Here is a 15360-nt window from a genome sequence, read left to right as displayed (position 1 = left end):
GCGCGCGAGCGGGCACGCGGGCGGTCAGGAGCGGAGGCGGGCGATCCAGGCCTCGACCTCGTCGGCGGTGCGCGGGATCGCGGCGGAGAGGTTCTCGACCCCGTCCTCCGTCACGAGGACGTCGTCCTCGATGCGCACCCCGATGCCGCGGTACTCCTCCGGCACGGTGAGGTCGTCGATCTGGAAGTACAGCCCCGGCTCGATCGTGAAGACCATGCCCGGCTCGAGGATGCCGTCGTAGTACATCTCGCGGCGCGCCTGCGCGCAGTCGTGCACGTCGAGTCCCAGGTGGTGGGACGTGCCGTGGACCATGTACCGCCGGTGCTGGCCACCGCGGTCGGCGTCGAGCGCCTCCTCCGCCGAGACCGGTAGCAGGCCCCACTCCGCGGTGCGCTGCGCGATCACAGCCATCGCCGCTTCGTGCACGGCGCGGAACTTCACCCCCGGCTTCGCGACGGCGAAGGCCGCGTCGGCGGCTTCGCGGACCGTCTCGTAGACCTTGCGCTGCACGTCGGTGAAGGTTCCTGAGACGGGCAGGGTGCGCGTGATGTCGGCGGTGTAGAGGCTGTCGACCTCCACCCCGGCATCCACCAGCACGAGGTCACCGGGAACGACCGCGCCGTCGTTGCGGGTCCAGTGCAGGTAGCAGGCGTGCGGGCCGGATGCCGCGATGGTGTCGTACCCCTCGCCGTTCCCCTCGACGCGTGCGCGGTGGTGGAAGATGCCCTCGACCGCCCGCTCGCCGCGCGGCGTCTCGACGATGCGGTCGAGGTCGGAGACGATGTCGTCGAAGCCGCGACCGGTCACCTCGACGGCCAGGCGCAGCTGCGCGATCTCGTAGTCGTCCTTGACGAGACGGAGCTCGGAGACGAATCGGGTGAGGTCGGCATCCTTCTCGAGGATCACGTCGCCCTCGCGCGCGTCGAAGTCGTCGATGTGCGCCGTCTGCAGACCCAGATCGGATGCCACGCCGGCCAGCGCCGGGCGCGGGCCGATCCAGAACTCGCCGATTGTCGCGTCGTCGTAGAACTCCGCCGTCGTCCGGTCGGCGCGCTCGCGGAGGTACAGCGTGACGTCGTGCCCCTGGTCGCCCGTCGGCTCGAAGACGAGCACCGAGTCGGGCACGGAGTCGCTCGCCCATCCGGTCAGGTGCGAGAACGCGGAGTGCGCGCGGAACGGGTAGTCGGTGTCGTTCGAGCGCTGCTTGTAGGTGCCGGCCGGAAGCACGAGGCGCTTGCCGGGGAAAGCCGCCGACACCGCATCGCGGCGGGCGGCGGCGTACGGGGCCTGCGCGCGCGCGGGCGGGAGCTGCTCGGGGCGGTCGGCCCAGCCGGTCGAGATCGTGTCGAGGAAGCCGCGAGGGAAGGGCTGCTTGCGGTTCTGGTTCTCTGCGGGAGGGGTCTCCACCGGCGGCTGCGCGGTCTCGGTGCTCGCGACGCCCTCGGCGATCGTGTCGGTCTCGTTCGTGCTCATCTGTCCAGTCTCGCACTTCCCCGCCGCCGCGTCCCCGCCCCCGCCCTCACCGTCCGACGCCCCCTCCCCTCCGCCTCCGGTCGGTTCCCCACTCCGCGAGACCCTGTGTTCTCGACGAGACCACGCGTTCGTGACCAGGGTCTCGTCGAGAACACGCGGTCTCGGGGGCTGAAGCGGGGCGAGCGGGATGCCGGGCGCGAGGGGCCCCGGTCAGGGCGCGGCGGGCTCGAGCTGCGCGACGAGGGGGCGGTGGTCGCTGCCGCTGTCGTCGAGTGAGCCGAGGACGACGGTGCCGGTGACGGTCCAGGCATCCGTCGCGAGGATGTGGTCGATCGGCGTGCCGAGCAGCTGCGGCCACGCGGTCGACCACGTGCCGCGCGCGCCCGTGCCGGTGGCGACCGCCGCGTCGTGGCATCGGCCGAGGTCGGCGCCATCGACACCGAGGCGGTCCATGTGGTCGACGGTCGCGTTGAAGTCGCCGGCCATGATGACGCTCTCGCTCGCGCACTGATCGCTGAGCCACGTCAGGTCGGTGCGCCAGTGCTCCATCACGTCGCTGCGGGGCGCCACGGCGTGGACGGCGATGATCGTCGGACCGGTGCCGTCGACGGGCATGGCGACGACGGTCGGCACCTGCGACGTGTTGCTCGTCCCGTCTGCGGTCGACTCGATCACGGCGTAGTCGCCCAGGTCGGGGGAGATGAGGAGGGTCGTCGAGTTCGACGCCCAGTCGGGGAAGTCCTCGCGCTCACCGAAGTTCTCGTGGTGCGCCCACATCGGCGAGCCCATCTCGCGCATCACGATCGCGACCGCCTCGCCCGTCTCGATCGTCGTCTCGGGAAGCGCCACGATGTCGGCCTGCATCGCGACGGCGGTCTGCGCGATGAGGTGCGCGTCGGTCGCGGCCCCGGCGGTGTTCCACGTCATGACGCGGAGGGCCCCGGCATCCTTCGTGGGGAGCGCATCGCTCGACGCGCCGCGCATGGCGAGGATGCCGACGTTCGCCGCGCCGGCCAGCAGTGCGATGATCGCGAGGGATGCCGCGAACCCGCGCAACGGGCGGGCGAGGCACAGGATCAGGGCGACCACCAGCACGGCCGCGCAGACGAGCACCATCGCGCCGCGCAACGACACGATCTGCGCGAACGGGTACGTGCGCTCGAGGCGGAAGAACTGCGGCCAGGTGACGATCGCGGCCCCGATCGCGGCCAACACCGTCAGGAGGAGTCCGAGCAGTCGCAGCACGCCCCCGACTCTACGGGGGCGAGTCTGAGAATCCTCGTAGGGCCGGGGCTCCGGCCAGCCGATACGCTCGGAGCATGGTGCATCAGGGGGTCTTCCGCGGTCCGAGCGACCTGCACCTCCACTCCGACCACTCCGACGGCACCGAGTCGCCGGCGCGCGTCATGGCCGCCGCGCACCGAGCCGGGCTCGGCACCGCGGCGCTCACCGACCACGACACGACGTCGGGATGGGCCGAGGCCGCCGAGGCGGCGGTGTCGCTCGGCATGACGTTCCTCCCCGGCATGGAGCTCTCTGCGCGCTACGAGTGGCGGAGCGTGCACGTGCTCGCCTACCTCTTCGACGCCGACGACGCCGCGCTGCGCGTCCTCACCGACCGCATCCGGTCGTCGCGCCTGACCCGGGCGCGAGAGATGGCGGACCGCATCGGCCGCGACTACGACCTGACGTGGGACGACATCCTCTCCCAGACCGCCGTCGGCGCGACGGTCGGGCGTCCGCATCTGGCCGACGCGCTCGTCGCGAAGGGGCACGTCCGTGATCGCGGCGAGGCGTTCGCGGGAATCCTCCACCCGGGAAGCGACTACTACGTCGATCTGTACGCCCCCGACCCCGTCACGGCGGTGGCCGCGGTGGCGGATGCCGGGGGCGTGCCGATCATCGCGCACCCCGCAGGCCGGGCGGGGCTGCTCCCGTCGCGCGTCATCGACGAGATGCTGGATGTCGGACTCGCCGGCTTCGAGCTCGGCCACCGCGAGAACGTGGAACCCGCCCTGTCGCGCCTCCGACAGCTCTGCGCGCAGCGCGACCTCATCGTGACGGGGTCGAGCGACTACCACGGCGCCGGAAAGCCCAACCAGCCGGGGGAGTTCACGACGACCGACGAGATGGTCGCGCGCATCATCTCTGGCGCAACCGGCGGTGCGCCCGTCTTCCCGTCCTGACAGCCGGGCGCACGCTCCGATCGTCAGGCGAGCGCCTTGGCCTTCAGCTTCTCGTACTCCGCGGGCGTGATGGCTCCCGAGTCGAGCAGGGCCTTCGCCGGCGCGATCTGGTCGGTGGGACTGGACCCCGCCACGGAGCGGATGTAGTCATCCTGCGCGTTCTTGTAGGCGACGGCCTGCGCGGCTTGACGGTCTCCCATGCCGCGTCCACGCGCGATCAGGTAGACAAGCGCGGTGATCAGCGGGAAGAAGATCAGGAAGATCAGCCAGATCGCCTTGGCCCAGCCGCTGAGCTTCGGGTCGCGGAAGATGTCGAGGATGATGGCGAACAGCGCGAACAGGTAGGCGACGCAGATGAAGACCGCCAGGAACCACCAGATGATGTCCCAGAACGATGCCCAGAACCCCTGGTATTCGACGGCTTCCGCGATGACACGCATCATGTGCTCCCCACTGTGAGAGGCGGGGGGGGTGCCGCCTGATGCTCACTGTAGTGACGTGCCGGCCCTGTGGGCCGGAAACGTTACGCGCGCGTCATACGCCTCACGCGCCGGCGGGTGCCTGCGGGGCTCCGCTGCCGGAGCCGCCGCGACGGCGACGGCGGCGGCGTGCGGGCGCGGCGTTGCCGTCGCGGTGCTCCTTGCCCGCACCGTCGTGCGTGCCCGCGCCCTCGGCGCCCCGCTCCGCGGTGGCCGTCGCGGATGCCGCGGCATCCGCACCGCTCTGCGTTCCCTCGGCGAACGTCGCGCCGACCTGGGCCCCACCTGAACGGCGGCGACGACGGCGGCGGGTGCCGCCCTCTCCGGTGCCCTCTGCGGCGGCATCCGCCGCGCGGGCCGGCTGCTGCGTGCGGACCGTTCCCGTCTTCGGCGCCTTCGCGATGCGTCCCTTGGTGCCGGCGGGGATGTCGAGGTCCTCATACAGGTGCGGACTCGACGAGTAGGTCTCCTGCGGCTCGGGCTGGCCGAATTCCAGCGCCCGGTTGATGAGGGCCCACTTGTGCAGGTCTTCCCAATCGACGAAGGTCACCGCGATTCCGGTCTTACCGGCGCGGCCGGTGCGCCCGGCGCGGTGGAGGTAGGTCTTCTCGTCGTCGGGGATCGTGTGGTTGATGACGTGGGTCACGTCGTCGACGTCGATGCCGCGGGCGGCGACGTCGGTCGCGATGAGGATGTCCTTCTTGCCGGCCTTGAACGCAGCCATCGAGCGCTCGCGCGCTTCCTGGCTCATGTCGCCGTGGACGGCGCCCGCGTTGAAGCCGCGGTCGTTGAGCTCGTCGACGAGGCGCTGGGCGGCGCGCTTGGTGCGCGTGAACACGACCGTCTTACCGCGGCCCTCGGCCTGCAGGATGCGGGCGATGACCTCGTCCTTGTCGAGCGAGTGCGCCCGGTAGACGAGGTGCTTGATGTTGGCCTGCGTGAGCCCTTCGTCGGGGTCGTTGGCGCGGATGTGGATGGGGTTCGACATGAACCGGCGGGCGAGCGCGACGATCGGCCCCGGCATGGTGGCCGAATAGAGCATCGTGTGGCGAACGGGGGAGACCTTCTGGAAGATCTTCTCGATGTCGGGGAGGAAACCGAGATCGAGCATCTTGTCGGCCTCGTCGAGGACGACCTCGGTCGCGTTCGACAGGTCGAGCAGGCGCTGGTTGCTGAGGTCGATGAGGCGGCCGGGCGTGCCGACGACGATCTGCGCGCCGGCCTTCAGCTGGTCGATCTGGCCCTCATAGGCCTTTCCGCCATAGATCGCCACGACGCTCGTCGAGCGGTTCGAGGTGAGCATGTCCATGTCCTCGTAGACCTGGACGGCGAGCTCGCGCGTGGGAACCACGATGAGCGCCTTGACCCCGGGCGCGGGGTCGAGACCGAGGCGCTGCACCACGGGGATGCCGAAGCCGAACGTCTTGCCGGTGCCGGTCTTGGCCTGGCCGATGATGTCCTGACCGGGAAGCCCGAGCGGGATGGTCTGCTCCTGGATCGGGAAGGCGTCTTCGATGCCCTTCGCCGCGAGCGCCTCGACGATGTCGGCGTCCACGCCCATGTCTGCGAATGTCGTCACGATACGTGCCTGTCTGGCGGTGAGAAGCCGCCGGGTGAGGGAGTCCACGCCCTTCACTCAGCCACAGGCGCGGCGGTCCCGATCCATCGCCGGGACAGGGAAAGCCTACCGGAGACGTGCGACAGGACGCCGCAGGCGACGGCAGAGCCCGACGGCGCAGTCGGGGAGGCGGCCGCGGGCGTCGCGGCATCCGGCCTCTAGGCTGTCGTCATGGTCACTTGGCCCTGGCAGCGTCGTCGCCCCGCCACCCGCACACTCAAGATCCGCTCGCGCGGCGACTTCGGCGACGTCCGGCGCGTCGACTTCGAGGAGCTCGCTCCCGACATCGACACCTACCTGGGCCAGGCGGCGTACCTCCAGCTCGGCTATTTCGAGACGCTCAGTGAACTCATCGCGCCGACGCCCGAGCTCTCCCACAAGGAGGCGCTGTCGCTCGCCGCCGGGTCGGCGCTCGTCAAGCATCGCGACCTCGTGACGCTGATCCGCGAGCGCGGGGATGATCCGCTCGACCTCATGCTTCCGTTCCGCGAGCCGCTGGATGCCTTCCGCCGCGAGACCCATGGAGCGCGCCCGCTCGAGACGATGCTGTCCGTGCACGTCACGGCGGGCATGCTCGACGACTTCTACCTGGCGCTGTCGGCGAGCTACGGGATGACCGGCAACCGGGTGGCGCAGATCCTGCACGGCGGGGACCGTCGTGCCCTCGTCGACATCGTCACTGAGGCGATCGCGAGCGACGAGGAGTGGCGCGACCTGCTGAGCCTCTGGGGTCGGCGCCTGGTCGGCGACACGCTGCTCATCGCTCGCGGGGCGCTACGGCCGCAGACGCTGGATGCCGCGGAGGAGAAGAGGGTCGAGCCGGTGTTCACCGACCTGCTGGCCGGGCATTCCCGGCGGATGGCGGAGATGGGCCTCAACCCCTGAGTCACTCCTGAGTCCTCGCTGAGTCCTGAGCGGGACCGGGCGCGGCCGTCCGTCAGGAGATGCGGAGGCGCAGCTGTTCCTCCGCGTCGTGCGTGTTGCGCGCACGGGTGAGGGCCAGGAGCGTCAGCGGGACGACGACGATGGGGGCGCCGAGCGCGGCGACCCAGAGCCACGGGTTGTCGGCGGTCACACCCGCCCAGGTGAGCACCAGGTAGACGAGACCGCCCACGACGGCGCCGAGCATCGGCGCGAGGAGTGCGCCGCGGGTCGTCCGTCCCGGCATGAGGTAGTGCAGGACGGCGCCGAGGGTGGCGCCGAAGATCAGCGCGAGGAGGATCTGCACGAGGGTCCGATCGGAGGGAGACCTAGGCGACGAAGCCGACGCGGCGGGACTCTTCGGTGCCCACCTCGATGAAGGCGATGCCCGCCGTCGGGACGATGTAGGTGTTCCCCTTGACGTCGACGAAGCTGACGGCGCTCTGGCCGGACTCGAGCGCCGTCGTGACGGCCTGGGCGACGGCATCCGCCGACTGGGCGGACTCGAAGTTGAGCTCACGAGCAGTGTTCGCGATGCCGATGCGGATCTCCACGATGATGCCTGGCCTTTCCGAAGTCGTCGCGCCCCGGCGGGCGCATCTCGACTCTACGACACGGCAGGCGGGTCGGGACCCCGCCGCGGGCGGCTCGCCGCTCGCTCTGCGCGAACGCCGGAACACCGGAACGCCCGCGGCGGTGTCGGCGGTGGCGATTAGCGTGGAGGGCATGCCCCTCGATCCCGCTCAGCGCGCCGTCGTCGATCTCCCGGCGGATGCCTCGGGGGTCGTGGTGGGTGCACCCGGGTCGGGCAAGACGACCGCGATCGTGGAGCGTGTGGCTGCGCTGCTCACCGCGGGTCTCGACGCCGACGAGGTGCTCGTGCTCACGCCGACGCGGCAGGGCGCGACGGAGCTGCGGGATCGCCTCGCCCTCGCCGTGCGGATCGCGACGCCCGGGCCCCTCGCGCGGTCGGTGGCGGCGTTCGCCTACCAGCTCGTCCGGGCGCACGCGGTGCACTCCGGGCTCGAGCCGCCGCAGCTGCTCACCGGCCCCGATGAGGACCGCATCGTGCAAGAGCTGCTCGACGGCGACGCGGAGGACGAGGTGTCCGGCATCCGGCGCTGGCCGTCGTGGCTGGGCGCCGAGATCCGGGCGACCCGGGGATTCCGGGCAGAGCTGCGCGCCTTCCTCGCCGAGTGCACCGACCTCGGCATCGACCCGCCGAGCCTCGCGGAGCTCGCGTACCACGACGGGCCGGAGGCGTGGGCGGCGCTCGCGTCGTTCGCCGACGACTACCTCGCGGTGCGCGCGCGCATGCGCGGAGCGCACCGCGACGCGGCGGGCCTCGTGCGGGAAGCGATCGGCCTGGCGCGGACCCTGCCCCTCGACTCGCCTGCGCGCGGCGGAACCGGGCGGGTGCGTGCGCTTCTCGTCGACGATGCGCAGGAACTCACCCTCGGCGGCGTCGAGCTGATGGAGGCGTACCGCGCGAGCGGCGTCGCGGTGCTCGCGTTCGGCGACCCGGACGTCGCGTCGGGAGCGTTCCGCGGCGCGCGGCCGGAGAACTTCGCCCGCCTGGCCGCGGGAGGGCAGCTGCACGTGCTCGACGGCGCGCATCGCGGATCGGACGCCCTGCGTGACCTCGCCGCCGAGGTCACGGCGCGCATCGGCGCGGCGGGAGTCGTCGCGCACCGGCGTCCGCCGCAGTCGCGGGGTGCACATGCCCTGCCCGATGACTTACCCGATCAGGAGAGCGCCGACCCGTCCACCCGCTCGGTGCGCGCGTTCGCCCTCCGCTCGGCCGGCGAGGAGTACGACACGATCGCGCGGCTCCTCCGCGAGAGGCACGTGCACGACGGCATCCCGTGGGACCAGTGCGGCGTCATCGCGCACGACAGTCGACAGGTCGCCGCCCTCGAAGCGGAGCTCGCCGCGCGCGACGTGCCGACCGCGAGCGGTCAGGGCCGCACCCTCGGCGAGACGCGGGCCGTGCGCGACCTCCTGCTGCTGGTCGACCTCGCCGCGCGCGACGACTGGGAGCGCGACGATGCGGAGAGCGCCCTGCGCGCGGGCGGGCTGGATGCCGTGGAGGTGCGGCGCCTGCGTACGACGCTTCGTCACGAAGCGGTCCGCGCCGCGTCGGCGGCGGCGGAGGAGACGGACGGAGAAGCCGCGGCGACAGTTCCGAGTGGGCGGGAGCTGGTCGCGTCGGGGCTTCGGCATCCCCTCGAGTTCGAGCTGCTCGACACGCGCGAGGGTCGCCGCGCCGCGCGGATCTCGCACACCCTCGCGCAGCTGCGCGCGCAGGTGGAGGAGGGGGCGACCGCGCACGAACTGCTGTGGACCGCGTGGGAGAGATCGGGATGGGAGAAGTCGTGGCGGGAAGCCGCGAGCGGTCACGGACCCCTCGCCGATCAGGCGCGGCGCGACCTCGACGCCGTCGTCGCGCTGTTCCAGGCCGCGAAACGTCACGGCGAGCGCGCCGACGGCACGTCGCCCCTGGCGTTCATCCGGTCGGTGCTGCTCTCCGACGTCGCCGAGGACCGGCTCGCAGCGCCGTCGCCCACGGGCGTCGTCCGTGTGCTGACCCCCGCCGCGGCCCTCGGGACCGAGTTCGACACCGTCGTCATCGCGGGTGTCCAGGACGGTGTCTGGCCGAACCTCCGCACCCGCGGGGGCCTCTTCGACACGTGGCGACTCGCGACGATCGGCGAGGGCCGTGCCCCCGATGCGCTCGACCTGCGTCGCGGGGTGCTGCACGATGAGCTGCGTCTCTTCGTGCGCGCGCTCACGCGGGCGCGGACGCGCCTCATCGTCACGGCCGTCGACGACGACGACACGGGGCCGAGTGTGCTGTACGAGTTCCTCCCGCCCGCCGAGCCGGCACCGGCGAACGCGGAGCACCCGCTGTCGCTGCGCGGTCTCGTCGCCCGCTACCGCCGCACGCTGACCGACGGGCGATCCGGTTCCGCCGCGCGCGCCGAGGCATCCGGTCAGCTCGCGCTCCTCGCCGCGGCGGGCGTCGCGGGCGCCGACCCCGCCGAGTGGTACGGGGTGGCCGCGCCGACGAGCACGGGGCCGCTCTACGACCTCGAGACCGAACAGGTGCGGGTGTCGCCGTCGAAACTCGAGGCGATCGACGAGTGCCAGCTCAACTGGGTCATCGGCGACCTCGGCGGTGACGCCGGGAGCGTGGGCGCGGGCCTCGGCACGCTCATCCACGCGGCGCTCGAGCACGCAGAGGGCGACGGCGATGCGCCGACCGCGGACGACCTCTGGGCGGAGGTCGAGCGTCGCTGGGGCGAGCTGGAGTTCGAGGCCGCCTGGATCGAACGCACCGAACGGGCCCGTGCCCGAGACCTCGTCGCCCGGCTCGGCCGCTACCTCCGTGACGTGCACGCCGCCGGCACGACGCTCCTCGGGGCCGAGCCGCACTTCGAGCTCGAACTCCCCGTTCCCGGCGCCGCGCAGCCGGCCCTCATCAGCGGCACGATCGACCGCGTCGAACTCACCGCGGAGGGGACCGTCGTCATCGTCGACCTGAAGACGGGGCGCGCGCAGGCGACCGGCCCCGGGGCGGCGGTCGACAACCCGCAGCTGAGCGCCTACCAGCTCGCCTTCGAGAACGGTGCGATCCCGGCGGCGGGCGGCCATCCCTCCGGGGGCGCCAAGCTCCTCGTCCTCAAGCCCACCCGCGGAGCGCCCTACGCGACGCCCGCGCAGCCCCCGTTCGACGATGAGACGCGCGCCGCGTTCACCGGGCGCATCGGCGCGGCGGTCGAGGTGATGGGCGGGCGCGAGTTCCTCGCGCCGTACGAGGCGCACTGCCGCGACGACCACACGCATGGGCTCTGCCGCATCCACACGATCGGGCCGGTGAGCGAATGAGCGTGATCTCGACGCCGTCGTCGCCGGGCACGTTCGCCGCGCCGGCGACGCTGTCTCCGCAGGCGATCGCCGCGGCGCTCGGCCAGTTCCCGCCGACGCCCGAGCAGGCTGCCGTCATCGCCGCCCCGCTCGAGCCCGCGCTCGTGGTCGCCGGCGCCGGCAGCGGCAAGACCGAGACGATGGCGGGACGGGTGGTGTGGCTCGTCGCGAACGGCCTCGTCCGCCGCGACGAGGTGCTGGGACTCACCTTCACGCGGAAGGCCGCGGGCGAGCTCGCCGAGCGCATCCAACGGCGCCTCGCCCGGCTGGGCGAGTTCGAGCGGCGCGGACTCCTCCCGCACCTCGAGGATCTGCACCGGCGCGGTGCGCTCGAGGTCTTCGGGTCCATCGAGCGAGGTCAGATCGAGCGAGGGGGCGACGCGCGCACGGCCGAGGCCAGGCGGCGCGCGGCTCTCGACGCCCTCGCCGCCGACGTCGCCCTTGCCTCCGAGACGGCGGACGCGCCGCCGACGGATGCCGACGACACCCTCCTGCACCGCCCGGTCGTCGCGACGTACAACAGCTTCGCCGACCAGCTCGTCCGCGAGAACGCTGTGCGGATCGGCCATGACCCCGAGTCCGCGGTGCTCAGCGAGTCGGCGGCGTGGCTGCTCATGCGCAGCGTCGTGCACGCCTCCGACGACCCGGGCCTCGAGCAGATCGAGCGACGCCCGTCGACGATCATCGACGCCGCCCTGCAGTTCGCCCGCGACGCCGTCGACAATCGCGCCGACCTCGACGAGATCGCGCGCTTCGCCGGAGAGCTCACCGAGGTGCTGGATCGGCCGTCCCAGCGCGGATCGGGTCCGCTCGCCCCCGTGCGCGACGCCGTCGCGCCCGTCGCGTGGCTACCGCAGCTCACCGCGCTCGCCCGGGACTATGACACCCAGAAGCGCCGCCGCGGACTCATCGACTTCGCCGACCAGGTCGCGGGGGCGCTGCAGATCGTCGAGGCGCACCCGGCTGTCGCCGCAGAGATGCGCGCGCGATACCGCGTCGTGCTCCTCGACGAGTACCAGGACACGTCGGTCGTGCAGAGCGACCTGCTGGCAACGCTGTTCCGGGGCACCGCGGTCATGGCCGTGGGTGATCCGCACCAGTCGATCTATGGGTGGCGCGGCGCGAGCGCCGGGAACCTCGGCGGGTTCGCCGCGGCGTTCGGCGGGACGGCCGACGACGGTGCGGCGCGACCGGTGCGCACCTACTCGCTCCTCACGAGCTGGCGGAACTCGGCGCGGGTGCTGGACGCAGCGAACGCCGTGCTCGCCCCGCTCGCGGACCGCACGCCCGTCCCCGTCGGCGAGCTGACTGCGCGTCCCGGCGCGCCCGGCGGCCTTGTGGACATCGCCTACGAGAACGATGCGGACGCGGAGGCGGAGCGTGTCGCCGCGTGGTTCGGCGACGTCCGCGCGGAGCGCCGGCGGGAGGGCCTCGAGACGACCGGCGCCATCCTCTTCCGGGCGAAGAAGCACATGATCCGTTTCGCTGACGCGCTCGCGCGCCGCGGCATCCCGCATCGCATCCTCGGCCTCGGTGGACTGCTGTCGACCCCCGAGGTGGTCGATGTCGTCGCAACGATCCGCGTGATCAGCGATCCGCGGGCGGGGTCGGCGCTGCTCCGCCTCCTGGCGGGACCGCGCTGGTCGATCGGTCTCCCCGATCTCCGCGCCCTCGCGGCGCTGGCGCGGCGCCTCGGCCGCCACGACGCCGGACTCCAGGCGCTCGACGCCGACACGCTCGCCCGGCTGCGCCGCTCCGGCGACGAAGGGGCATCGCTCATCGACGCGCTCGACTTCGTCGGTCGTGTGCCGGACGACCACGGCTGGCTGGCGGCGTTCACCCCCGCTGCACGGGGGCGCCTGCGGGAGGCGGCCGCGGTGTTCGGGGGCCTCCGGCGCGCCGCCGGGCTGCCCGTCCCCGAGCTCGTCCGCCTCATCGAGGTCGAGCTGCGCCTGGACGTCGAGCTGGCCGCGAACGAGGCCCGCGGTCCCGCGCGCATCGCGGGGGAGCAGCTGCGGGCGTTCGTCGATGAACTGCACGGCTTCCTCGCGACCGACGACAGCGGTTCGCTGACGGCGCTCCTGGCGTGGCTCGACCGCGCCGAGCGCGCGGACGAGTTCGCGCCGCGCACCGAGCCACCCGAGGACGATGTCGTCCAGCTGCTCACGGTGCACGGGTCGAAGGGGCTGGAGTGGGATGCCGTCGCCGTCGTGCGCCTCGTGGAGGACGAGCTTCCGGCGAAGCCCCGCGACGGGCTCGGCTGGCTGCGGTTCGGCGTTCTGCCCTACCCGTTCCGCGGTGACCGGCACTGGCTGCCCCAGCTCGCCTGGAGCATCGACGACGCACCGACGCAGCAGGATCTCCGCGGTGCGCTCGAGCGCTTCAAGGCGGCGCTGAAGGACCGCCACCTCGACGAGGAGCGCCGCCTGGCGTATGTCGCGGTCACGCGCGCCCGTGATCGGCTGCTGCTGACGGGATCGGCGTGGTCGGGCACGGCGTCGCCCCGCCCGCCGAGCCGCTTCCTCGGCGAGATCGCCGCGAGCCTGGCGCTGCCGCTGGACGTGCCCGAGGATGCCGGAGAGAACCCGTACCTCGATCAGGAGCGACTGCTGTCGTGGCCGATCGACGCGCTCGGCGCCCGACGGGGCACCGTCGAGCGCGCCGCCGCGCAGGTGCGCGCCGCGCAGACGGCGCCGCCGGCGACGCCGTCGCGCGACCTCGCACTCCTTCTCGCTGAACGTGCGGAACGTTCGACGCGGACGGCGGGGAGCGCTCCGACGCGCGTGCCCGCGTCGCGCTACAAGGACTTCGTCTCCGACTACGCCGGCACCGTCGCGTCCCTTGCGCTCCCGATGCCCGAGCGCCCCTACCGACAGACGCGGCTCGGCACCCTCTTCCACGCCTGGGTCGAGCAGCGCTCGGGTCTCACCGGCTCCGGCACCTCGCTCGATGAAACGCTGTGGGAGAGCGACGAGGACAGCGGGGTCTCACCCGCCGACGCCCGCGCGCTCGATGACCTCATCGCGCGCTTCCTCGCCTCCGAGTGGGCGGACCTGCAGCCCGTCGAGGTCGAGGTCGAGATCGACGTCGCCCTCGACGACCTCCTCCCCGACGGCCGCCCCCACATCGCGATCTGCAAGCTCGACGCCGTCTACCGTCGCGGGGAGAGGATCGAGATCGTCGACTGGAAGACGGGCGCCCCGCCGCGGACGACCCGCGAGCGCGAGGAACGGCTGCTGCAGCTGCGGCTGTATCGTCGCGCCTACCACGCGCGCACGGGCATCCCCGAGAGCGCGATCGACGTCGCGCTGTACTACGTGGCGGACGACCTCGTGATCCGCGACTGAGGCGACTGAGGCGGCCGAGGTGACAGACCTGACCGACGTGACCGACGCGACGGGGCGCTCAGTCGGTGCCGGTCCAGCGACGCATCGCGTTCCGCGCAGCCGCGCCCGGATCGTCGTCGTCGGCATCCTCGTCATCGCGGGGCTCGGCCGCGGCGTTCGTCGGAACGCGGGCGTCCGTGGCGGGCACACCCCCGGTTCCGAAGACGTCGTCCTCGCGCAGACCCGCCCACGCGGAGAGCTCGACGGGCGCAGTCGCGTCGGGGTCGACCTCCGTCGCGGCGCGCGCGGCTTCGTCCTCGAGGAACCCGGCGAGAGTGTCGGCGTCGTAGGTGTCGGTGTGCATCGACGTGTCGACGGGCCCGGCGACCCCGGCGGGCACCCGCGCGCTCGCGGCGATCGCGTCGTCGGCGGTGACCGCACCGTGGATGACGGCGGGCTGGTCGCGCACGTTCTCGTCGAGAGCCTCGAGCAGGGCGACCGCGTCGGCGACGACGTCGCCCGCGCCGCTCGCGTGCCCGTGGACGAGCCAGCGCGCGAACTCCAGTTCGGCGTGCAGCCGGGCGCGCTCGGCGAGCTGCGGGTCCGGAGCGCGGTGCGACGCGTGGGCGTAGGCATCCAGCACGTCGTCGCGGGCGGAGGGCGCCGACGCCGTCCAACGCAGGTCGACGGCCGGGTCGCCGACACCCAGCGCGCCCCAGGCGAGCAGGCCCGTCACGACCGGGACGCCGTCGGCGTCGTCCTCGAAGACGAAGGATGCCGGGTCGACGCCGCCGAGGATGACGGTCGTCTCGAACCGCCACAGGGCGTCGGCGGCGAGCGCCGTGCTCCACCGGCGGAGCAGGCCGAAGGGGAGCAGCCCGGTCGCCTCGGCGGCATCGAGGAGGTTCTCGGCCTCCTGACGCACCTGCGCCGTCGTCAGGACGGGAAGGCCCGCGTCGCGGACGACCGTGACGGGAAGATCGTGCACCTGTGCCGTCGCCGCGCCCAGCGCGGTCGCGATGCCGCGGCCGGCGGGCACGTGGCCGGCGTCGACACGGTACCCGGGCAGGAGCGTCTGCACGAGGGTGTGCCGCCCGTCGACGCGGGTCTGACCGAGCACGTCGGGGGCGCCGAAGGGGAGCACGCGGCGCACGCCCGCGGTCAGCGCGGTCAGCGCGCGGGCCTCGGCGACGAGGTCGGCGTCGGCCGCATCGTCGACGGGCACGCGGACGACGACGCGCCGTCCGTCGTCGAGGTCCGCGATCGCGCTGTCGTACCGTCCCGATGTTCCTTCGCTCAGCGGTCCCACACCGACCACCTGCGCGTGGGGCAGGGCCGAGGTCACCGACGCGGCTAGAGTGAGAGGAGAGCGTGCCATGCCCCCAGGGTAGGTCTGCGGTGCCCCGTCAGAGTGCGCGCCACGCCCGGCA

At 72.7% G+C, this 15360-nt stretch carries 11 protein-coding genes; 4 read left to right on the top strand and 7 right to left on the bottom strand.

Going from position 1 to position 15360, the window contains the following annotated elements:
* Positions 1-24 precede the first annotated feature (24 nt).
* Entirely contained in the window at positions 25-1473 is a 1449-nt protein-coding gene (locus tag ACRVYW_RS02265; protein ID WP_431801274.1) for an aminopeptidase P family protein, read from the bottom strand.
* A gap of 210 nt (positions 1474-1683) precedes the next feature.
* Positions 1684-2718 carry an endonuclease/exonuclease/phosphatase family protein gene (locus ACRVYW_RS02260; RefSeq protein ID WP_431801272.1) on the bottom strand — a complete coding sequence of 345 codons (1035 nt, stop codon included), beginning with the start codon at positions 2716-2718 and terminating at the stop codon, positions 1684-1686.
* Between the two features lie 74 nt (positions 2719-2792).
* Here ACRVYW_RS02260 and ACRVYW_RS02255 point away from each other — a divergent pair, with 74 nt between their 5' ends.
* The gene (locus tag ACRVYW_RS02255; RefSeq protein ID WP_431801270.1) at positions 2793-3659 is read left to right on the top strand and encodes a PHP domain-containing protein; all 867 of its coding nucleotides are present in this window, start codon (positions 2793-2795) and stop codon (positions 3657-3659) included.
* A 23-nt stretch (positions 3660-3682) separates the two neighbouring features.
* Here the strand turns inward: ACRVYW_RS02255 and ACRVYW_RS02250 are convergent, their stop codons facing one another.
* Positions 3683-4099 carry an SHOCT domain-containing protein gene (locus tag ACRVYW_RS02250; protein ID WP_431801735.1) on the bottom strand — a complete coding sequence of 139 codons (417 nt, stop codon included), beginning with the start codon at positions 4097-4099 and terminating at the stop codon, positions 3683-3685.
* 103 nt (positions 4100-4202) lie between these two features.
* A complete protein-coding gene (locus ACRVYW_RS02245; RefSeq protein ID WP_431801268.1) occupies positions 4203-5717 on the bottom strand; it encodes a DEAD/DEAH box helicase in 1515 nt (504 codons plus the stop codon).
* 210 nt (positions 5718-5927) lie between these two features.
* On the opposite strand from ACRVYW_RS02245, the gene ACRVYW_RS02240 reads away from it, so the two are divergent.
* Complete coding sequence (locus ACRVYW_RS02240) at positions 5928-6641, top strand: ferritin-like fold-containing protein (protein WP_431801267.1); 714 nt, start codon at positions 5928-5930, stop codon at positions 6639-6641.
* 52 nt (positions 6642-6693) lie between these two features.
* Here the strand turns inward: ACRVYW_RS02240 and ACRVYW_RS02235 are convergent, their stop codons facing one another.
* Entirely contained in the window at positions 6694-6984 is a 291-nt protein-coding gene (locus ACRVYW_RS02235) for a GlsB/YeaQ/YmgE family stress response membrane protein (RefSeq protein ID WP_431801265.1), read from the bottom strand.
* A 22-nt stretch (positions 6985-7006) separates the two neighbouring features.
* Positions 7007-7231, bottom strand: a complete 225-nt coding sequence (locus ACRVYW_RS02230) for a DUF3107 domain-containing protein (protein WP_431801263.1) — start codon at positions 7229-7231, stop codon at positions 7007-7009.
* Positions 7232-7403: 172 nt separating this feature from the next.
* Here ACRVYW_RS02230 and ACRVYW_RS02225 point away from each other — a divergent pair, with 172 nt between their 5' ends.
* Both ACRVYW_RS02225 and ACRVYW_RS02220 read left to right on the top strand, forming a co-directional pair.
* Positions 7404-10565, top strand: coding sequence for an ATP-dependent helicase (locus ACRVYW_RS02225; protein WP_431801261.1), 3162 nt, complete (start codon positions 7404-7406; stop codon positions 10563-10565).
* Entirely contained in the window at positions 10562-13951 is a 3390-nt protein-coding gene (locus tag ACRVYW_RS02220; RefSeq protein ID WP_431801259.1) for a UvrD-helicase domain-containing protein, read from the top strand. Before ACRVYW_RS02225 ends, ACRVYW_RS02220 begins: the two co-directional genes overlap by 4 nt.
* Before the next feature lie 58 nt (positions 13952-14009).
* On the opposite strand, the gene ACRVYW_RS02215 is transcribed toward ACRVYW_RS02220, so the two are convergent.
* On the bottom strand, positions 14010-15308 hold the full coding sequence (locus ACRVYW_RS02215; RefSeq protein ID WP_431801257.1) for an aminoglycoside phosphotransferase: 1299 nt from the start codon (positions 15306-15308) through the stop codon (positions 14010-14012).
* Positions 15309-15360: the final 52 nt, after the last annotated feature.

The sequence above is a fragment of the Microbacterium sp. bgisy203 genome (genome assembly GCF_965345155.1).
Taxonomy (GTDB): Bacteria; Actinomycetota; Actinomycetes; order Actinomycetales; family Microbacteriaceae; genus Microbacterium.
Note: the sequence above shows the minus strand (reverse complement) of the source record. Positions and strands in the feature narration are given on the sequence as shown.